The organism is Serratia sp. Ae19-1 (assembly GCF_059801225.1).
The window spans coordinates 375,821-395,441 of record NZ_JBCHWD010000003.1; the positions used below are offsets into that span (position 1 = coordinate 375,821).

The 19,621-nt window shown below is 62.9% G+C and carries 17 protein-coding genes and 1 tRNA gene; 5 read left to right on the forward strand and 13 right to left on the reverse strand.

Annotation, left to right across the window (positions count from 1 at the left end; genetic code table 11):
• The first annotated feature begins 47 nt into the window (after nt 1-47).
• Nucleotides 48-926, forward strand: a complete 879-nt coding sequence (gene rarD, locus AAIE04_RS11980) for an EamA family transporter RarD (protein ID WP_309530468.1) — start codon at nt 48-50, stop codon at nt 924-926.
• 1 nt (nt 927) lies between these two features.
• Here the strand turns inward: rarD and dhbA are convergent, their stop codons facing one another.
• The 11 genes from dhbA to citC form a co-directional block, all read right to left on the reverse strand.
• Complete coding sequence (gene dhbA, locus AAIE04_RS11985; RefSeq protein ID WP_309530469.1) at nt 928-1,686, reverse strand: 2,3-dihydro-2,3-dihydroxybenzoate dehydrogenase; 759 nt, start codon at nt 1,684-1,686, stop codon at nt 928-930.
• A gap of 101 nt (nt 1,687-1,787) precedes the next feature.
• A complete protein-coding gene (locus AAIE04_RS11990) occupies nt 1,788-2,978 on the reverse strand; it encodes an isochorismate synthase (RefSeq protein WP_498576994.1) in 1,191 nt (396 codons plus the stop codon).
• Nucleotides 2,979-3,168: 190 nt separating this feature from the next.
• The gene (locus AAIE04_RS11995; RefSeq protein ID WP_498576995.1) at nt 3,169-3,861 is read right to left on the reverse strand and encodes a 4'-phosphopantetheinyl transferase family protein; all 693 of its coding nucleotides are present in this window, start codon (nt 3,859-3,861) and stop codon (nt 3,169-3,171) included.
• Nucleotides 3,862-4,022: 161 nt separating this feature from the next.
• Nucleotides 4,023-5,252, reverse strand: coding sequence for a bifunctional glucose-1-phosphatase/inositol phosphatase (agp, locus tag AAIE04_RS12000; protein WP_019452469.1), 1,230 nt, complete (start codon nt 5,250-5,252; stop codon nt 4,023-4,025).
• A 146-nt stretch (nt 5,253-5,398) separates the two neighbouring features.
• On the reverse strand, nt 5,399-6,862 hold the full coding sequence (locus AAIE04_RS12005; RefSeq protein WP_498576996.1) for an anion permease: 1,464 nt from the start codon (nt 6,860-6,862) through the stop codon (nt 5,399-5,401).
• A gap of 25 nt (nt 6,863-6,887) precedes the next feature.
• Nucleotides 6,888-7,772 (reverse strand): triphosphoribosyl-dephospho-CoA synthase CitG, encoded by an 885-nt coding sequence (citG, locus tag AAIE04_RS12010; RefSeq protein WP_498576997.1) that lies wholly within the window; start codon nt 7,770-7,772, stop codon nt 6,888-6,890.
• Nucleotides 7,753-8,301, reverse strand: coding sequence for a citrate lyase holo-[acyl-carrier protein] synthase (citX, locus tag AAIE04_RS12015; RefSeq protein ID WP_498576998.1), 549 nt, complete (start codon nt 8,299-8,301; stop codon nt 7,753-7,755). Before citX ends, citG begins: the two co-directional genes overlap by 20 nt.
• A 3-nt stretch (nt 8,302-8,304) precedes the next feature.
• Nucleotides 8,305-9,810, reverse strand: coding sequence for a citrate lyase subunit alpha (gene citF / locus AAIE04_RS12020; protein WP_498577068.1), 1,506 nt, complete (start codon nt 9,808-9,810; stop codon nt 8,305-8,307).
• Entirely contained in the window at nt 9,810-10,730 is a 921-nt protein-coding gene (citE, locus tag AAIE04_RS12025) for a citrate (pro-3S)-lyase subunit beta (RefSeq protein WP_044030873.1), read from the reverse strand. The genes citF and citE overlap by 1 nt, the downstream gene beginning before the upstream one ends.
• Nucleotides 10,714-11,022, reverse strand: coding sequence for a citrate lyase acyl carrier protein (gene citD, locus AAIE04_RS12030; RefSeq protein ID WP_019452464.1), 309 nt, complete (start codon nt 11,020-11,022; stop codon nt 10,714-10,716). Before citD ends, citE begins: the two co-directional genes overlap by 17 nt.
• Nucleotides 11,022-12,092, reverse strand: a complete 1,071-nt coding sequence (gene citC / locus AAIE04_RS12035) for a [citrate (pro-3S)-lyase] ligase (protein ID WP_028127715.1) — start codon at nt 12,090-12,092, stop codon at nt 11,022-11,024. The genes citD and citC overlap by 1 nt, the downstream gene beginning before the upstream one ends.
• 313 nt (nt 12,093-12,405) lie before the next feature.
• Here citC and dpiA point away from each other — a divergent pair, with 313 nt between their 5' ends.
• From dpiA to AAIE04_RS12050, 3 genes are all read left to right on the forward strand, one after another.
• Nucleotides 12,406-13,092, forward strand: coding sequence for a two-component response regulator DpiA (gene dpiA / locus AAIE04_RS12040; protein WP_004940807.1), 687 nt, complete (start codon nt 12,406-12,408; stop codon nt 13,090-13,092).
• A gap of 102 nt (nt 13,093-13,194) precedes the next feature.
• On the forward strand, nt 13,195-16,284 hold the full coding sequence (locus tag AAIE04_RS12045) for a beta-galactosidase (protein WP_498576999.1): 3,090 nt from the start codon (nt 13,195-13,197) through the stop codon (nt 16,282-16,284).
• Nucleotides 16,285-16,398: 114 nt separating this feature from the next.
• Nucleotides 16,399-16,474: transfer RNA gene (locus tag AAIE04_RS12050), tRNA-Asn, on the forward strand.
• Between the two features lie 96 nt (nt 16,475-16,570).
• Here the strand turns inward: AAIE04_RS12050 and AAIE04_RS12055 are convergent.
• Nucleotides 16,571-17,404, reverse strand: a complete 834-nt coding sequence (locus AAIE04_RS12055; protein ID WP_498577069.1) for an oxidoreductase — start codon at nt 17,402-17,404, stop codon at nt 16,571-16,573.
• Nucleotides 17,405-17,509: 105 nt separating this feature from the next.
• On the opposite strand from AAIE04_RS12055, the gene AAIE04_RS12060 reads away from it, so the two are divergent.
• Nucleotides 17,510-18,430, forward strand: coding sequence for an AraC family transcriptional regulator (locus tag AAIE04_RS12060; RefSeq protein ID WP_498577000.1), 921 nt, complete (start codon nt 17,510-17,512; stop codon nt 18,428-18,430).
• Between the two features lie 195 nt (nt 18,431-18,625).
• Here AAIE04_RS12060 and AAIE04_RS12065 read toward each other — a convergent pair whose 3' ends face one another.
• Nucleotides 18,626-19,612 (reverse strand): aldo/keto reductase, encoded by a 987-nt coding sequence (locus AAIE04_RS12065; protein WP_015378445.1) that lies wholly within the window; start codon nt 19,610-19,612, stop codon nt 18,626-18,628.
• Nucleotides 19,613-19,621: the final 9 nt, after the last annotated feature.

The following is a 19,621-nucleotide window of genomic DNA, read 5'->3' on the forward strand; positions in this document are numbered from 1 at the left end:
TTCTCTACAGTAGCCGCCATAAAATCAATCACTCACCAGGAATGCGTGTGATTAAGGGCATCACTCTTTCGATCGTCGCCTCCATCTTGTTCGGCGCGATGTATTACTTCACCTCTACCCTCACCCCGCTGAACGGCGAACAGGTTTACGGCTGGCGCACGCTGCTGACGCTGCCGTTCCTGACGCTGTTCATGGCGTTGTCCGGCGATTGGCGCAAGGTGGCCGACACGCTGGGCTGGATCGGCCAACGGCCGCTGCGGCTGCTGGGCCTGCTGCTCACCTCGGCGCTGCTGGGGGTGCAGCTGTGGCTGTTCCTGTGGGCGCCGCTGCACGGCAAGGCGCTCGACGTATCGCTCGGCTATTTTCTTCTGCCGCTGACCATGGTGCTGGCGGGGCGCCTGATCTATCGCGATCGGCTGTCGCTGCTGCAAAAACTGGCGGTGGCGTGCGCTATGGTGGGGGTAGGCAATGAGCTGTATCAGGCGGGCGGCGTCTCATGGCCGACACTGGTGGTGGCGCTGGGCTATCCGCTCTACTTTATTTTGCGGCGCCGCTTCGCCACCGACAACCTCGGCGGACTGTGGTGCGAGCTGGCGCTGATGCTGCCGGCGGCGGCCTGGTTCGCTTTCGGCGACCACGGCGCGGCGGCGCTGCAGGTCAATGCCGAGCTGTATTGGCGCATTCCGTTGCTCGGCGTCATCAGCGCCGTGGCGCTGGTGTGTTACATCCTCGCCAGCCGCCTGCTGCCGTTCAGTCTGTTCGGCCTGCTGAGCTATGTGGAACCGGTGCTGCTGGTGATCGTCGCGCTGCTGCTCGGCGAGAGCATCAGCCAAAGCGAATGGCCGACCTATCTGGCGATCTGGCTGGCGGTGCTGCTGCTGGCGGCGGAAGGCGCGCAGCACCTGCTGCGCCGCCAGCGGGTCTGACTCAGGCGGCCAGCGTGGCGCCGCCGTCGATCACGATATCCTGCATGGTGATGTGGCTGGCCAGGTCGGAGGCCAAGAACAACACCGCGTTGGCGATCTCGTCCGGGCGGGCGATTTTACCCAGCGGGATCCCCAGTTTGAACATCTCGGGGAAGCCGGCGATGGTGCGCTGCTGCGCATCGTCGGTCTGCCACATGCCGCGCTGCATCGGCGTGTCGGTCGAGCCCGGCGACACCAGATTGCAGCGCACGCCGAACGGCGCCATCTCCAGCCCCACGCAGTGGTTCAGGCTGGTCAGCGCCGCCTTGGAGGCGCAGTAGGCCGCCATCTGCGCGCGCGGCACGTGCGCAGCGTTGGAGCCGACGCTGACGATCGCCCCGCTGCGCTGCGCCTTGAAGTGCGGCAGCAGCGCGCGGAACAGGTAAAACGCCCCCGAGGCGTTGACGTTGATGCACTGATGCCAGTCATCCACGCTCAGATCTTCGGTATTGCCCATGCGCAAAATGCCGGCGGCGTTGACCAACACGTCCAGTCGCGGGTTCTCCCCCAGCTGTTGGCGGCACACCGCCTCCACCTGTTCCGGCCGGCTGATGTCCAGCGTCACGCAAGGGTAAGGCAGATCCGGGTTGGCGAATTCGCGGTCAAATCCCACCACCTCAGCACCCTGAGCCAAAAAGTGCCGGGCGATCTGCTCGCCGATGCCGCGCGCCGCGCCGGTCACCCACACCCGTTTGCCGGTGAAATCCATCTGAATGCTCATGCGCACACCGCCATCCGGGCGCACAGCCGGGTCATGTTGTTGTTCATCGTTGTCTCCTGCGAAAGCGTATGGCGCGGCGCACACTGCGCCGCAAAGAGGCCCTACAGCGCGCCGCTGTTCAGGCCGAAAGCGTTGAGCATGGTGCCCAGTTTGGCGGCGGTTTCCATCCACTCGGACTGCGGCGTCGAAGCGGCGACGATGCCCGCGCCGGCGAACAGCCGCACCCGGTTACCGTGCAGCAGACCGCTGCGGATGACGATCGCCCACTCGCCGTCGCCGTTGGCGTCGCACCAGCCGACGATGCCGCTGAACAGGCCACGATCGTGCGGCTCCAAATCGGCGATCAGCTGGCGGGCGCTCTCGGTCGGGAAACCGCACAGCGCCGGTGTCGGATGCAGCAGACAAGCCAGCTGCATCACGTTGAGCGTCGGGTTCAGCAACTCGCCGCGAATGCGGGTGGACAGGTGCCACATGGTGCCGGTGCTGAGCAGCGACGGGCCGCTGGGCACGCTCAGGCTGGCGCACAGCGGTGCCAGATGCCGGCGAATATCCTCTATCACCAGCTTGTGTTCGTATTTGTCTTTGGTCGAGCGCATCAGGCGCTCGCTACCGAGGCGATCCTGCTGCGCATCGTCCTGACGGCGCGCCGAGCCCGCCAGCGGATTGGTGTGGATCTCGCCGCCCTGCTTGCGGATCAGCAGTTCCGGGCTGGCGCCGATCAGCACGCCGCCATCGGCCAACGGCAGGGAAAAGTGATAACCGGTCGGGTTCTGCACCATCAGGTTATTGAAGATCTGGTGGCCCGCCACCGGCTGTTCCAGCTCGATGTCGAGGATGCGCGACAGCACCGCCTTGTCCAGCTTGCCTTGTTTAAAGCGGCTGACCGCTTCCGCCACCGCATGCTTGAAGCGCGGCTCGTCCGGAATGCTGGTGCAGGCAGCAAGACGATGCGGCTGTTGCAGCATCGGGCGCGCGGCGCGGGTAAAGCTGTCGTTGGCGACAAACTGGCAGTTTTCAGGCACATACAGGCTGGAAGGCCGGCGCGTATCGAACGGAATGGCACCCACCACCACCGGTGCCGCCTGGCCGGCGGCTTTGGCGCGCGCCAGCGCCTCGCGGATATGCTGCGCCAGCGCGCTGCCTTCCTGTTCGCCGCCGAACGCCGGCGTCTCAATGCGCTCGAACACGCCGTCGGCGGAAAGGGAACGGAATTCGGACCGGTACAAAAAGGTCGATTGCTCGGCGTACACAAACCCGGGGAAGGTTTGGTTTTCTGTCGTCAGTGTCGCCACAAGACCACTCCTTTGTTGCGCCTCACCAATGATAATGTTTATGCGAATAATTATCATTAGCCATAAAAAGGATGGTAAATTACACCGGATCCCCACCGTGGGTCAATCACCGGTGAATGAATCTTTCCGCGCGCCGCGGCAAATCCGCGTTACGGCACAGAAATAAATAACACACTGTTATTATTGTGTTTTAGCAAAAAATAAAGGTCGTGACGTCGTCACCTTCACGCCAAAAACGCCCGCTGAACCGGCGGCCGGCGGGGCAATGCGGCGTCAATGTCTTAAGCAGCTCTAATACGAACGTCTGCCGCTGCACATCCACGGCCGTCATGCGCGCATCAAGAAAGTCGAAGTAACAGCGCACCTGCGGATAAAGCGTCTTGAACAGGCTCTCTTTGGCAGAAAACGCCAGCGTCAGCAGCGCGTTGAACGGCAGCGCCTCGCGCAGCAACGCCTCGCGCTCCGTCGGCGAAACGATCGCCCCCCACAGCTCCTCCGCCCGCTCGTCAGACAGCAGCGTCTCCACATCCAGCCCAACGCCGCCCAGCCCGCTCTCGCGGTGCACGGCGCACAGCGCGGTATTCGAATTATGGCTCAGCGCACCGGCAATGCCAGCCGGCCACTGCGGCGCGCGATCTTCGCCGCGCGCCAGAGTGAAATCGACGAAACCGAGCGGCGCCAACAGCTGCCGCGCCAGAACGCGTCCGGCCAGATACTCCGCACGGCGCTTCGGCACCGCGCGCGCCAGATGATCCGGCAGCGTAAAGCCCAATGCAGAAAAACTGTCGTCGTGATACTCCGCCAACGCAAACTGGCAGCGCGCCACCTGGCCCGGATAACCGTCCGGCGTGAAAAAGTCGATATTGCGGATAAAAGTGGGCAACGGCAGTATCCATGATAAGCAGGCAGGCTGATGATGTTAGCCCCCGAAACGGCCTGCAACAATGACTCTGGGCAAAATAAATGGCGTTAAGGCCGGCACGGCGGCGCGTTAGCCGGGTTGGGAAGAGGCCTCTCCCCCGCGGTCGGGAGAGAGGCTGGGCATTACAGGATACCCTTCATGGTCTTTTCGAAATCGCTCCAGGCGCAGAAACCGTCCTTGTCGATCGGGCAACCTTTCAGCGCCAGCGTTACGCGCTGCGGCGGGGTTTGCAGCGTCAGCGGCGTCGCCTTGCGCAGCTGTTCGGTGGACTGATAGACGTACTCGATCTTCAGCAATTCACGGTCGTTCTGCGCGTCGCGCCAGCGTTGGAACACCAGCTTGCCGCCGATCGGCGTTTTCTCATACTGCTGCGGCAGCTGATACGGCTGGAACTGCATGGCCGACAGCAGCGAAGCGATATTGGAGTCGTGGCCGACCAGCACCGTCAGCTTCGGCGCGTCCGGTTTGCGCTCGCCGAGCAGCGCGTTGTTGATATAGGTCAGCAGCGGTTTGGCGACGTTTTGCGCCACCACCGGCGAGGTGAACAGCGAATCCTGATAGCCGTCTTTCAGCTGCGCCAGCTGTTTCCACTGATGCGGGGTGGCGATTTTGCCCCAGGCCACCTCTTTCATCGGGAAACCTTCGTAGTACTGCAGCATAAAGGCGTCTACCAGCGAGTTGCCCACCCGCAGCGGGCCGGAGACGCCCGGCTCTTTGCCCGGCACCGCGCTCATCACGCTGGCTTCTTTGGTCAGATCGCAGTGTTTGTCGGTCTTGCAGGCGGCGGAATCCTTGTAATCGATGATCTTCGCCAGCTGTTGGTAAGAGGCGTCCAGCTTCAGCGATCCCAGCGCGGCGTTCATCGCCGCCAGCGCCTGCTGGTTGAAGGCTTCGCTGGTATCGGTGATGATCGGGTTGAAGGTCGGATCCATCTCGCCCATCTTGTCCTGATGGTGCACGCTGACGTCGCAGCCCGGGAACGCGCCATTGCTGAAGAACTGCGCGGTGGCCACCGTGCGCTGCAGGCTGTTGGCGTAGACATACACGCTGCCGGCGGTCGGGCAGCCCTCTTGCGGCAACAGGCCGGTCTGCTTCAGCCAGGCATTGAAGTAGTGCCCCATGTACACTTCCAGCACCCCGCCCTTGGTGGTCAGCTGGCCGCCCGGCGTTTCCCAGGCCGGCCAGGCCTTCGGCGTAGACTGCGCCAGCACGCTGCCGTTATTGGCCAGCGGCGCACGCAGGTTATGGCGGCTCATCACCAGCACCTGTTCCAGTTGATAACCGCCGGCTTCCGCCAGCGCGTTCCCGGTGAATAACAAAGGCAGGCACAGCAATAACGTTTTTTTTCTCATCCGCAGAGGCTCCCGGAAAATGATTATTTTTAAGGTGTTAGCGTTTGCCTGAGTATGATGGCGGGGTTAGTGTGACAAGTGTGTGACAGGGTTCACGGGAAAAGATCGTACCAGCGGCCACCGGGCGGCGGCCGCTGTAGTTCAACTCAGTACCACAGGCTCATGATCGGCCAGCCGATCAGCAGCAGCGCGGCGATGTACACCACGCCGAGAATGCCGCCCAGGCGCCAGTAGTCTTTCGATTTCACGTAGCCGCAGCCGTAGATGATGACCCCCGGCCCGGTGGCGTACGGCGTCAGCACGCCCATGATGCCGATCGACAGCACCAGCAGCATCGACAGCTGCCCCATCGGCACGCCCGGCAGCCCTTTCCCGACCGCCAGGATCACCGGCAGCATGGTGGCGGTGTGCGCCGACAGGCTGGCGAACAGATAGTGGGCAAAGTAGAACACCAGCACCAGCGCCACCACCGTCATGTTCGGCGAGAAGCCGTCCAGATGGGTGCTCATGGTCTGGGCGAACCAGTCGATAAAGCCGGAGCGCGTCAGGCCGTTGGCCATCACCACCAGCGTCGCCAGGTTAACCAGCGTGTTCCAGGCGCTGGAATATTTGGTGATCTCTTTCCACGACACCACGTGCAGCGCCAGCATCAGCGACACCGCCAGCAGACACACCGCGGTGGCGTCCAGCATTTTGCCGCCGAACACCCACAGGCACAGGCTGAGCAGCACCAGGCCGATCAGGGTGTATTCCTTGCGCGTCAGCTTGCCCATTTCCCCCAGCGCGGTATCCGCCCAGGCGGCCACTTCGCTGCTGTGGGTCACGCCCGGTTTGTACAGGTAATAGGAAATCAGCGGCGCGATGATCAGCAACAGCAGACCGACCGGCAGGAACGCCAGGAACCACTGCATCCAGCTGATGTGCACCCCGGCGATCTTGCCGACGAACTCGATGCCCAGCACGTTCGGCGCAGCGCCGGTGACGAACATCGAGGAGCTGATGCTGGTACCGACCACCATCATCCACATCAGGTAACCACCGATGCGGCGCGAGGAGGGATCGTTAGGGAAAGAGTCGAACAGCGGCGGCAGGTTTTTCACCACCGGGAACACGGTGCCGCCGGTGCGCGCGGTGTTGGACGGCGTGAACGGTGCCAGCAGGATATCGATGATCACCACCGCATAGCCCAGCGTCAGCGTGCGCTTGCCCATGAACTTCACCAGGAACAGTGCGATGCGCCGCCCCAGCCCGGTGGCCTCGTAGCCCAGCGCGAAGATAAAGGCGCCGAACACCAGCCAGACGGTGGTGCTGGAGAAGCCCGCCAGCCCCCATTTCAGCGCCTCTTTACCGGCCTTGAAGCCCGGCTCCGCCAGTTCCTGCGCGCCGAACAGCACCCAGTTGGCGCTGAGCACGCTGACGGTCACGGCGATAAAGCTGATGGCGGTGGCCGGGATCGGCTCCAGAATCATGCCGACGATCATCGCCACGAAGATGGCGAAGTAGTGCCACGCCTGCGGCGGCATGCCGTCGGGCACCGGTATCAATAACAGGATCGCGAGCACCGCCAGCGGCGCTATCGCTTTCCAGATCTTTTCCTGGGTTTGGGACATGGGGACTCTCCTGAAGGCTTGGTTATTATTCTTGGGCACCCAGCTGCGCCAGCAGCCAGGTCACTATCAACAAGTCGGCGCTGCCGCCGGGGCTGAGGTTGCGGGCAATGCAGTCGGCATCGAAGCGCCGCAGGCGCGCCAGGCCCGCCTCCCCGGCCGAGCCGCCCTGCGCCAGCAGCAACGCCGCCCGGCGCCGTAGCCAGCGCAGTCCGTGCATGCCGCCGCGCGAGGCGACGTTGGTGTCACCGTTGTGGGCCATCAGCCACAGCAGACTGTCCAGCAGCGCCCGCTGTTCGTCGCCGTCGGCGGCCAACCGTTGCCGATACAGCGGCAGCGCGCCGTCCAGCACCAGCCGAAAACCGGCTTCCGCCTCGCCGCGCGCGCCGCTGAGGCCGTAGGCAGCGAACAGCCGCTGGCCGGCGGTCTGCCCGGCGTTGTTGCGCCGCAGCTCGCGCTCCACCACCCCCCGACACATCGCCGCCGTTTCGGCGCACAGCGCCGCTGCGCCGATGGCGCGCCCCTGCTGCTGCAGACGGCCGAAGGCGGCGCACAGCAACCCGAGCGAGAACACGCTGCCTTTGTGGGTGTTAATGCCGCCGGTGGCGCGAAACATCTGGTTTTCGCAGGCCAGGCCCAGCGGCCGCAGCCGCGCCAGCTGCTGCTCTGCCGGCAGAGCCGCGTCTTCGCGCCCGCGTTGGATAAAGCGCGGCAGCCACACGCCGATGGCGCGGGCGCTGCGGTAAAAATGCCCGAGATCCATGTCGCGGTGGGCGCCGGTGTTATGGCGATCCACCAGCCCCGGCTTGGGCGTGAGGTTGACTTCCACCAGCAGCGCGCGAAAGGCGGCGCGGGCGAAGTCGCAGGCCGGTTCGGCACGGCGGGCGGGCAGATTAATCGGCAGAGATCGCATCGTTGAACATCCTTTCCATTTCATGCAGCAGTTGCTCGCTGCTATGCCGCCGCTGGCGGGCGCAGATCTTGGCCGGTTGGCCGCACAGCAAACAGCGCCGTTCTGGCAGGCCGATATCGCGGCGCGACAAAATGCGCCCCTGCGTATCCAGCACGTCGATGTCCCACAGCCGGCCGATCGGGCGGCTCACCTCCAGCTGCATGGCGCAGTCCTTCACCCGCTGGGCATCGGCGCGCAGTGCCACAAACCCTTCGCAGCCGGTGGAGAGCGCCAGCACTTCGGCCTGCGGGCTGGGCCAGCCCTGTTCGGCGCACAGCCGCAGCAGCGCCGCCCACCCCAGGTTGAAGATGCCGCGCGTCAGCGCGCTGTCCTTCACCGGGCCGGGCACCACCAGCGTCAGCACCAGCAGCGTGCACTGGTGCTGCGCCAGCCACGCTTGCTGGCGCGCCTGGCGGCATTCGCGGCTGGTGAGCAGCTCCGGCAGGCTGACCGCGCGTTCGGCGGCCAGTTGGGGATCGACGGCGGCCATCGGTTACTCCGCCACCTGATGCACCACGTCGATCACCGAGCCGTCGCGGTAACGCACCACCGCCACCACCTTGTCGGTAAAGGCGATCGGCTGCGGTTCGCCGGTCAGCTGCAGCGCGCGGGTGCGCAGCCAGTCGATGCTCACCACCTCGAGCCCAGCCTCCCGCAGGCGCTGCGCCAGCTCCGGCCGCGCCGGGTTGACGGCGATGCCGTGGTCGGTCACCAGAATGTCGATGCTGGAGCCCGGCGTGACGCAGGTGGTCACCTGCTCCACCAGCGTCGGAATGCGCCCGCGCACCAGCGGCGCGACGATGATCGCCAGCCGCGCGGCGGCGGCGGTGTCGCAGTGGCCGCCGGACGCGCCGCGCAGCACGCCGTCGGAGCCGGTCAGCACGTTAACGTTGAAACCGGTATCGATCTCGAGCGCGCTCAGCACCACCACGTCGAGCCGATCGACCGACGCCCCCTTGGAGCTGAAGTTGGCGTACTGGTTGGCGCTGATTTCGATATGGCGCGGGTTGCGCGCCAGCGAGGTCGCCGCCGCCCGATCGAAGCTCTGCACGTCCAGCAGCTTGCCGATCAGCCCTTTCTCGTGCAGATCCACCATGGTCGAGGTGATGCCGCCGAGGGCGAACGCGGCGCGAATGCCGCGGGCGCGCATCTTGTCCTCCAGGAACCGGGTCACCGCCAGCGAGGCGCCGCCGGTGCCGGTTTGCAGCGAGAAGCCTTCGGTGAAGTAGCCGGAGCCGGCGATCACCTCGGCGGCGCGGCGGGCGATCAATAGCTCACGCGGGTTCGAGGTCATGCGCGTGGCGTCGGCGCCGATCTTGTCGGCGTCCCCCACCCGCTCCAGCTGCACGATCAGGTCCACCCGATCCTGCGCCAGGCTGGCGGGATGATGCGGATACGGCACCAGTTGCTCGGTCAACAGCACCACGGTGCCCGCCGCCTCGGCGTCCACCCGCGCATAGCCGAGCGAGCCGCAGCAGGCTTCACCGCTGTAGCCGTTGGCGTTACCGAACTCATCGCAGGCCGGCACGCCGAGGAAGGCCACGTCTATCTTCAGCTCGCCGGATTCGATCAGGTTGACCCGGCCGCCGTGCGAATGAATTTGCACCGGCTCCGCCAGCAGCCCGCGTGAAATGGCGTCCGCCAGCGGGCCGCGCAACCCGGAAGTGTAAATGCGGCTCACCACGCCGTGGCGAATGTGTTCAACCAACGGCGCGTGGCAATCGGTCAGCGAACTGGAGGCCAGCGTCAGGTTGCGGAACCCCATCGCCGCCAGCGTCTCCATCACCTGGTTGAGGGTCAAATCGCCGCCGCGAAACGCATGGTGGAAAGAGATGGTCATGCCGTCCTGCAATCCGCTACGGCGCACCGCCTCTTGCAAGGAATCGCACAGCTTGAGATCGCGCGGTTTGCGCGCCTGCAGATTGGCCTTGGAGACGTCCTGATAGCCCGGCAGATCCGCCGGGTTGGCGAAGGTCATCAATCGTTGTTGGCGGTTCATCATGCTTCCTCCCCGTGCTGCGCCGGTTCTTCCCGTAAGCCGGACAGCGCGGCGCGCTCCAGCACCAGCCGGGCGCGTTCAATCACCGGGCTGTCGACCATTTTTCCGTTGAGCGACACCACGCCGCGTCCTTCCCGCTCCGCCGCTTCGGCGGCGTCCACCACCCGCTGCGCGTGCGCCACCTCTTTGGCGGTCGGTGCGTACAGGTTGTGCAGCAGCTCAATCTGGCGCGGGTTGATCAGCGATTTGCCGTCGAAGCCGAGCTGTTTGATCAGCGCCGCCTCCTGCAGGAAACCGGCCTCGTTGTTGGCGTCGGAGTAGACGGTGTCGAACGCCTGAATGCCGGCGGCGCGCGCCGCCTGCAGCAGCGAGCAACGGGCGAACAGCAGCTCGATGCCTTCCGGCGAGCGTTCGGTGCGCAGGTTGCGTACATAGTCTTCCGCCCCCAGCGCGATGCCGATAAGACGCGGCGAAGCGTGCGCGATCGCCACCGCGTTGGTGATGCCCTGCGCCGATTCGATCGCCGCCAACAGCCCGGTGCTGCCGACCGGCCGGCCGCAGGCCGCTTCGATGGCGGCAATCTCGCGCTCCATGTCGATAACGTCCTGCGCGCTGTCGGTCTTAGGCAGACGCACGATGTCTGCGCCGCCGCGCACCACCGCCTGCAGGTCCGCCAGGCCGTAGGCGGAGTCGAGCGCATTGACGCGCACGATGGTTTCCACCTCCTGGTACAGCGGGTGCTGCAGCGCGTGGTACACCAGCCGGCGCGCCGCGTCTTTTTCACGCAGGATCACCGAGTCTTCCAGATCGAACATCAGCGCGTCGGCCTGGTAGATAAAGGCGTTGCTGACCATCGCCGCGTTGGCGCCGGGAACGAACAGCATGCTGCGGCGCAGCCGGGTTTTATTCAGCGTTTTCATCTTTCGCCTCCCACGGCAGTTGGCCGCCCTCGCAGGCGCGCATCAGCGCGGTTTCCAGCCGGGCGCGCAGCACGCAGTCCAGCGCCCCCTTATCGTCGACGATCACCTGCACCGGCTCCACCTCATAGCGCTGCAGCACCTCCAACAGGGTGTGGCGGATCGCCGCGCCGAACTGTTTTTCCACGCTGCTGGCGATCAGCAGATCGTGCTGCGGCCCTTCGGCGGGCGCGATGCGCACCATGACATCGCTGGATTCCAGCGTGCCGGCCATTGCTTCTCGGATAATTTTCATCATTCACCTGATTGTGCGGACTCAAAAGGATGCGGGGCCGCCTTGGCCCGGCGCTGCGTTTGCAGATCCTGCAGGTAGTACAGGGTGTCCGGCGGCACCAGCGGCGCGGCGGCGTGGAAGTCCCCCGCCGCCAGCAGCTTGCGCACCCAGGAGGCGGAGATCGCCGTGCCCTGATATTGCAAACGCTCGATTTCCACCAGCGCGATCGGCGGGCTGGGCAGCGCCGGCGTTTCCAGCCAGTAGCGCATGTCGCGGTTGTATTTCGCGGTCACCGCGCAGAACGGCTCGTTGCCGACGAAGCGGTGCGTAATGCCCAGCGCGGGCGCCAGATACTGGCGGAAGATCTTCAGATCGATTTCGGTGTAACAGTCGTCGGCCACGCCCTGGTCCTTGATGAAGTAACAGGGGAAGGTGGCGCGCGAGATCACGTACTGCGAGCCTTCATGTACCGTGAGGTTGGGGATATCGGCGGTGCCGGCCAGCACCAGCCGGCGCCGGTCTTCATAGCTGAAGCGCGAGGTGTTTTCCTTCACCAGAAACAGGTGCAGCCAGTCGCAGCGTTTGGCCGCCTGACGCACCAGATACTGATGCCCGCGGGTGAAGGGGTTGGCGTTCATCACGATGCTGCCGATGGTCTCGCCCGGCCGGCGCTGGCTCGCCAGTTGGGCGGCATAGCGCTTCAGGCGGCATGGGCTGTTTTCCATCAGCACCACGATGCCCGGCACGGTGGCGATCGGGTAGAAACCGCACTGGCGGAACAGCGGCTCGTTCTGCACCTTGGTGTAGATAAACAGCTGGGTATGGTGCCGCTCGTAGGCCAGGTTCACCAGCTCGGTCGCCAGCGCCAGCGCCAACCCTTCGCCGCGCATCAGCGGACTGATGGCGACGCATTTGATAATATTGTCGGCGATGCCGCCGCAGGCGACCAATTTGTCGTGCTGGGTAACGGTAATAAATATTTCAACCGTAGTGTCGATATTCAGATCGTTACTGCGCAAGAAGGCGCTTATTTCCGAAATCGCTTTATGATCCGATCGCTTTACCCGATTAAATACGGCATCGCCTAACATAACACGCTCTCTGGGTTAACTGACAAACAACAAGTTAAATACAAAAAGGCTTTTTAATTAACATTGACAAGACTAATTAAAACCTTAAAAACCATGAAGATAAACACGACATCGCGCTCGATAAACCAATGGTAAACAGAAAAAAAACGCGGATTATTGACCTATTTCACAAACCGTCCCCGGTTAATAAGTTATTTAATGTTCTTTATTTACTTAATTAATCTTATGGTGTTTATTATTGAGATAATCTTTATTTGACGCCGCAATTTACTTACATTCATTTAGCATCTTGATTGCAATAGTAGGTTTCATTATGGAATGGCTGAACATCCTGATCGTTGAAGACGAAACGCCGCTGGCGGAGATGCATGCGGAGTTTATCCGCCAGAACGGCGGCTGCCGCCAGATTTGGCTGGCCGGTACGCTGGCGCAGGCCCGCGCCATGACCGAACGCTTCAAGCCGGACCTGATCCTGCTGGACAACTTTCTGCCCGACGGCCAGGGCATCACCCTGCTGCGCGAACTTACGCTGAGCGGCTATCGCGGCGGCATCGTGTTCATCACCGCCGCCAGCGACATGGCCACCGTAGCCGAGGCTTTGCGTTACGGCGTGTTCGACTACCTGATCAAACCGCTGGCCTATGACCGGCTGAGCCAGACCCTTCAGCGCTTCAGCCAACGCCGCGAAGCGCTGAAGGACAAGGCGCGCCTCAACCAACGCCGCATTGACGAGATGTTCAACACCTACGCCCGCGGCGAACAGCAGGCGGCGCTGCCCGCCGGCATCGACGAGCTGACGCTGGGTAAGATCCGCGCGCTGTTCGCCGAACCCGCCGCGCGCCACACCGCTGAAAGCGTTGCGCAAAAAATGGGGCTCAGCCGCACCACCGCGCGCCGTTATCTGGAATTTTGCACCGCCGCGCAGCAGCTGCGCGCCGAGATCATTTACGGCAAGGTGGGCCGCCCACAGCGGATCTATCGCGCCGGCGAGCCGCATTAACGGTTATTTGATCGCCCTTGCAAGGTTGCGTGTAACCGCTTTACTTTTTATGCGCCGGTCAGCATCTTGGTGAGCATCACCTAGCCAACTGGACGATCGCCGATGCCTGCTGCGCCCCTTGCTTCCCTGACCGAGATCCTCGCCCGCCGTGACTGGCAAAACCCGGCCTGCACCCACTACCGCCGGCTGGACGCCCACCCGCCGTTCGCCAGCTGGCGCACGGTGGAGGACGCGCGCGACGATGCCCCCAGCGCCAGCCGCAAGTCGCTGAACGGCGAATGGCGCTTCAGCTATTTCCCGCGCCCGCAGGCGGCGCCGGAAGGCTGGCTGCAGCAGGATCTGCCGGACGCCGCCCCGCTGGCGGTGCCGGGCAACTGGCAGCTCGCCGGCTACGACGCGCCGATCTACACCAACGTGCGCTATCCATTCCCGGTCGATCCGCCACGCGTGCCGGAAGACAACCCCACCGGCTGCTACTCGCGCACCTTCAGCGTCGATCCGGCCTGGCTGGTCGCCGGCCAGACGCGCATCATCTTCGACGGCGTCAACTCGGCGTTCTATTTATGGTGCAACGGCCACTGGGTCGGCTATTCGCAGGACAGCCGCCTGCCGGCGGAGTTCGATCTCAGCCCGTGGCTGCAGCCGGGAGAAAACCGGCTGGCGGTGATGGTGCTGCGCTGGTGCGACGGCAGCTACCTGGAAGATCAGGATATGTGGCGCATGAGCGGCATCTTCCGCGACGTCAGCCTGCTGCACAAACCCGCCGCGCACCTGAGCGATATCCGCCTCACTACCCCGCTGCATGACGGCTTTACCCGCGGCGAACTGGTGGTAACGGCGCGTGCCAACCGGCCCGGCCCACTGCAGGTGCAGGTGCAGCTGTGGCGCGACGGCGCCCAGGTGGCCGAACGCACCCAGCCACTCGGCGGCGAGATGGTGGACGAACGCGGCGCCTATGACGACCGCGTCACGCTGCGCCTGCCTGTGGAGCACCCCGCGCTGTGGAGCGCCGAAACGCCCGCGCTGTATCGCGCCACCGTCGCCCTGCTCTCCCCCGAGGGGGAGATTATCGAAGTGGAAGCCTATGACATCGGCTTCCGCCAGGTGGAAATCAGCGGCGGGCTGTTGAAGCTTAACGGGCAGCCGCTGCTGATCCGCGGCGTTAACCGCCACGAGCATCATCCGCGCCACGGCCAGGTGATGGACGAAGCGACGATGCGCCACGACATCCTGCTGATGAAGCAGCACAACTTCAACGCGGTGCGCTGCTCGCATTATCCCAACCACCCGCTGTGGTATCGGCTGTGCGACCGCTACGGGCTGTATGTGGTGGACGAAGCCAATATCGAGACCCACGGCATGCAGCCGATGAACCGGCTGGCTGACGATCCGCTGTGGCTGCCGGCGATGAGCGAGCGCGTCACCCGCATGGTGCAGCGCGATCGCAACCACCCTTGCATCATTATCTGGTCGCTGGGCAACGAGTCCGGCCACGGCGTGAACCACGACGCGCTGTACCGCTGGGTGAAAAGCCAGGATCCGACCCGCCCGGTGCAATATGAAGGCGGCGGCGCCGACACCGCCGCCACCGACATCATCTGCCCGATGTATGCGCGGGTGGATCAGGATCAGCCGTTCCCGGCGGTGCCCAAATGGGCAATTGGCAAGTGGATCGGCCTGCCGGAGGAACAGCGCCCGCTGATCCTGTGCGAATACGCCCATGCGATGGGCAACAGCTTCGGCGGCTTTGAGCGCTACTGGCGCGCATTCCACGAACATCCGCGCCTGCAGGGCGGCTTTGTCTGGGACTGGGTCGATCAGGCGCTGATCAAACGCGACGAGCACGGCCAAGAGTTCTGGGCCTACGGCGGCGACTTCGGCGACACCCCCAACGATCGCCAGTTCTGCCTGAACGGGCTGGTGTTCGCGGATCGCACCCCTCACCCGGCGCTGTTCGAAGCGCAGCGGGCGCAGCAGCTGTTCCGCTTCGCCTTCGACGCCGCCTCGCTGACGCTGACCGTCACCAGCGATTACCTGTTCCGCCACACCGACAACGAACAGCTCAACTGGCGGCTGGAGCTGGACGGCGTGGAGCGCGCCAGCGGCAGCTTCGATCTGGCGCTGGCGCCGCAGGGCAGCGCTAGCTTCATCTTGCTCGACCGGCTGCCGATGTTGCATCAGCCAGGCGAGCTGTGGCTGAACGTGGAGGTGGTGCAACCGCAGGCCACCGACTGGTCTGAAGCTCACCACCGCTGCGCCTGGGATCAGTGGCGGGTGCCGCGTGCGATGCATCCCGCGCCGCCGCCCGCACAGGGCGTGCCGCCAACGCTGATTGAAGACGATCAGGGGCTGACCCTCACCCACGGCGACCAGCGCTGGCGCTTCGATCGCAGCAGCGGCCACCTGACGCAGTGGTGGCAGAATGAGCAGCCGCAGCTGCTGACGCCGCTGCGCGACGGCTTTGCGCGCGCGCCGATCGACAACGACATCGGCGTCAGCGAGGCGGACCATATCGATCCCAACGCCTGGGTCGAACGTTGGAAGCTGGCGGGCCTGTACCGGCTGGATGAGCGCTGCACGCTGCTGCAGGCCGATGCGCTGCAAAACGGCGTGCAGGTGGTGAGCGAACACCTGTTTGGCGTGGACGGGGAGATGTTGCTGATCAGCCGCAAACAGTGGCTGTTCGATGCGCTGGGCGCAGTGAGCGTGAACGTGGAGGTCGAGGTGGCCGATACTCTGCCGCCCCCGGCGCGCATCGGCCTGCACTGCCAATTGGCAACGGTGCAGCCGCAGGCGGAATGGCTGGGCCTGGGCCCGCACGAGAACTACCCGGATCGCCGCCTGGCCGCGCAGCACGGGCGCTGGCGCCTGCCGCTGGCGGAACTGCACACGCCGTATATTTTCCCCGGCGAGAACGGCCTGCGCTGCGATACCCGCAGCCTGCGCTACGGCGGCTGGCGCATCGACGGCCGCTTCCACTTCTCGCTCAGCCGCTACGGCCTGCAACAGCTGATGGCCTGCAGCCACCAGCACCTGCTGCAGCCGGAAGCAGGCACCTGGCTGCATCTGGACGGCTTCCACATGGGGGTGGGCGGCGACGATTCCTGGAGCCCGAGCGTGCACCGGGATTACCTGCTCACCGCCGGCGTTTACCGCTATCAGCTGCGCCTGCAGCGAGCGCCAGAGGGCTAAATCTGCCAAAAAACTCAACGGGTTGCGCATTCTGTAAGCAAACAGTCACAGAATGTGTAATCCGCCTTTGACATGCCTGCGGCGCCTCGCTATTATTCGCCCCGTTCACACGATTCCTCTGTAGTTCAGTCGGTAGAACGGCGGACTGTTAATCCGTATGTCACTGGTTCGAGTCCAGTCAGAGGAGCCATATTTAGAGAAGCCCGCTCAGGGAAACCTGAGCGGGCTTTTTGCTGTTGGGCGGTTATACTCAATTATCCACTGCACTCTCTCTACCCGACACCGGTCAGCCATCCGTTGAACGGGTGAGTTTCTCCCATTGTTCAATTTCCTGACCTAACGCCTCGAGCTTTTGCCGTACCAAACTTAATGCGTCACTGCCTAACAACAGATGCGTAGGTGGGGTCTGGCTCTCGATCAATGCCAGCATGGCGTGAGCCGCCTTCACGGGATCGCCGAGTTGCTTGCCGCTTTTTTCCTGACGCGCCTGACGAACAGGTTCAAATAACGCGTCATAGTCAGGGAGACGGCGAGGGCTGCGTACCATTGAACGCCCGGCCCAGTCCGTTCGAAACGAGCCGGGCGCTACTGCGGTCACGCTTATGTTGAACGGGGCAAGCTCTTTACTTAAGGTTTCTGATATCCCTTCCAGTGCAAATTTGCTGCCGCAGTAATAGCTGATACCGGGCAAGGTAATGAAACTGCCCATTGAGGTGATATTGATAATGTGACCGCGACGGCGCTGGCGCATGCCCGGTAGCACGGCTTTGATCATCGCCACCGCGCCAAACACATTGACGTCAAACTGGCGGCGCAGCTCTGCAAGCGGGGATTCTTCCAGAATGCCTTCGTGGCCGTAACCGGCATTGTTCACCAGCACATCTATCGGACCAATGGCAGACTCTATCTCTCCAACCACCTCATCAATACGTTCAACGTCCGTGACATCAAGCAGATAGCCAAAAGCCCGCTGCGTATCGAGCGCACCGAAAGCCTGCAGCGCTTCGCTGTTGCGCACCGTCCCTATAACCCGATGCCCCACGGCGAGGGCTTCTCGCGCCAGCGCCTGACCAAAGCCACTGCTGACGCCGGTGATTAAAATCGTTTTTGCAGATGCCATAAAAAGAACTCCCATGAACCATGAAGGTTGCATGGTATTCTCTGCTCTGCCGCATTTTTAGGCCGTATCTTCTCTTTTTCTTGCCTGATTTTATGAGGTGGTGGGATGTCCGACATGATTGCCCTGATGAATAGACTTGCGGTGCAAGAGGGATACAACCTCACTGCCCTACCTGATGTGCGAATTTTGCGTTCCGATCGCCCGCTTGCCAGGACGCCGGTGCTTTACGATCCGGGGATCGTGATCGTCTGCCAGGGCAGCAAACGCGGCTATTTCGGTCAACAGACCTATTTATATGATGAGCAGCACTACCTGGCGGTTTCGGTGCCGGTACCGTTTGTGATGGAAACCGACGCGTCGGCAGCACATCCGCTGCTGGCGATTTATATGCATCTGGATTTTCAGCTTGCCGCGGAACTGATGTTGCAGATTGAACAGCATGGCGCCCCGCATCCTCCCGTCGCGCCGCAAAGCATGATGTCGAGCCCCATGGACGGTGCGGTAAAAATGGCCGTACTTCGCTTACTTGAAGTCCTGGCTAACCCGCTTGAGGCGGCGATCCTCGGCCCGGCGCGGGTGCGTGAGCTTTATTTCCGCGTACTGACAGGCGCACAGGGCAACGCAATGCGTGCCGCATTGGCCTTGCAGGGCCAGTTTGGCAAAATCGGTAAAGCGTTGCAGCACATCCATGCCGCTTACGCGGAGCCGTTAACGCTGACGCAGCTGGCGATGATGGCCGGCATGAGCGTGCCGACCTTTCATAGCCATTTCAAAGCGATAACGCAGATGCCGCCGATGCAGTATGTGAAATCGGTACGCCTGCACCAGGCACGGATGCTGATGGTACGCCAACAAATCACCGCCGCCGCCGCGAGTTACGCCGTTGGCTATGAAAGCCCATCGCAATTTAACCGCGAATTCAAGCGTCTGTTTGGCCTACCACCGGCAGAGGAGATAAAACGCATGCAGCGTCACTTCGCCATTCCGCCCGCGCAGCCTGCCTCGGTATTTGTTTCATCGCACTGAGGCTTATGTGGTCAGGCGAACGATAGTCCGCTTCTGGCGCCAGGCGGATCGGCACTTGGGGAGAAAGTCAGCTATGAGCGAGAGCGGACATCAAAGTATTAAAGCAAAGAACAACATCTTCAGGTGATAAATAAATTTGACTGAAATAACGTACTTACCGACCCGAAGGCCGGTCATTGTTAACACGGATAACGGTTACCATGCGTAGGCTTCAGGGGCTTCCCCACCCGGTCCCGGCCAGATGGTATCCAGTCTTTTGAGCGTATCGCCTGAAAGGGACAACGTCAGGGCATTGAGATTCTGACGGAGCTGTTCAGCTGTGCGCGGACCACTGAGCACAGCGGTAACCACGGGGTTCTGCAACAGCCAGGCCAACGCCACGTCTGAGGGCGCCTCCCCCAGCTCATCACACAGCGTTTCCCAGGCCTCCAGTTGCGGCCGCAAGCGATTGATTTGTGCCTGCAGCTGCGGTGTTGCCCGGCGGCCATCGGCAATTTTTTTCAGCACGCCACCCAGCATCCCCATCCCGACCGGGCTCCAGGGGATCAGGCCAATGCCGTAATGGCGCAGTGCCGGAATGACTTCAAGCTCAACCGTGCGCTGGGTCAGGTTGTAAAGGCTCTGTTCCGATGCCAGCCCCAGCAGGTTGCGCGCATCAGCCGTGCACTGTGCGGTGGCAATATCCCAGCCGGCAAAGTTACTGCTGCCCACGTAGCTGATTTTACCCTCACGGATCAGCTGTTCCATGGCCTGCCAGATTTCCTCCCAGGGGGTGTTCCGGTCGATATGGTGCATCTGGTAGAGATCGATATGGTCCGTTTTCAGTCTTTTCAGACTGGCCTCACAGGCCCGGCGAATATGGTAAGCGGACAGATATTTGTCATTCGGGCCCGTATCCATCGGCTGGTAAACTTTCGTGGCCAGCACGATTCGGTCACGCAGGCCACTGCGCGCCAACCAGTTACCGATGATTTCTTCGGATGTCCCGTACCCCTTTGCCATATCCGGTGACTGCGGTCCGCCATAGACGTCAGCGGTATCGAAAAAGTTGATACCCGCATCCACGGCTTCATCCATGATCCTGAAGCTGGCCGGCTCATCCGTCAGCTCACCGAAATTCATGGTACCGAGACCGATGCGGCTCACCCGCAGGCCGGTACGACCCAGATGTTTATAGTTCATGTCAGATGC

Coding starts and splice junctions, on each gene's coding strand:
- dhbA (WP_309530469.1), bottom strand. CDS start 1,686: ATGAGCATTCAGATGGATTTCACCGGCAAACGGGTGTGGGTGACCGGC.
- agp (WP_019452469.1), bottom strand. CDS start 5,252: ATGAGAAAAAAAACGTTATTGCTGTGCCTGCCTTTGTTATTCACCGGG.
- AAIE04_RS12005 (WP_498576996.1), bottom strand. CDS start 6,862: ATGTCCCAAACCCAGGAAAAGATCTGGAAAGCGATAGCGCCGCTGGCG.
- citG (WP_498576997.1), bottom strand. CDS start 7,772: ATGCGATCTCTGCCGATTAATCTGCCCGCCCGCCGTGCCGAACCGGCC.
- citX (WP_498576998.1), bottom strand. CDS start 8,301: ATGGCCGCCGTCGATCCCCAACTGGCCGCCGAACGCGCGGTCAGCCTG.
- citF (WP_498577068.1), bottom strand. CDS start 9,810: ATGAACCGCCAACAACGATTGATGACCTTCGCCAACCCGGCGGATCTG.
- citE (WP_044030873.1), bottom strand. CDS start 10,730: ATGAAAACGCTGAATAAAACCCGGCTGCGCCGCAGCATGCTGTTCGTT.
- citD (WP_019452464.1), bottom strand. CDS start 11,022: ATGAAAATTATCCGAGAAGCAATGGCCGGCACGCTGGAATCCAGCGAT.
- citC (WP_028127715.1), bottom strand. CDS start 12,092: ATGTTAGGCGATGCCGTATTTAATCGGGTAAAGCGATCGGATCATAAA.
- dpiA (WP_004940807.1), top strand. CDS start 12,406: ATGGAATGGCTGAACATCCTGATCGTTGAAGACGAAACGCCGCTGGCG.
- AAIE04_RS12045 (WP_498576999.1), top strand. CDS start 13,195: ATGCCTGCTGCGCCCCTTGCTTCCCTGACCGAGATCCTCGCCCGCCGT.
- AAIE04_RS12055 (WP_498577069.1), bottom strand. CDS start 17,404: ATGGCATCTGCAAAAACGATTTTAATCACCGGCGTCAGCAGTGGCTTT.
- AAIE04_RS12060 (WP_498577000.1), top strand. CDS start 17,510: ATGTCCGACATGATTGCCCTGATGAATAGACTTGCGGTGCAAGAGGGA.
- AAIE04_RS12065 (WP_015378445.1), bottom strand. CDS start 19,612: ATGAACTATAAACATCTGGGTCGTACCGGCCTGCGGGTGAGCCGCATC.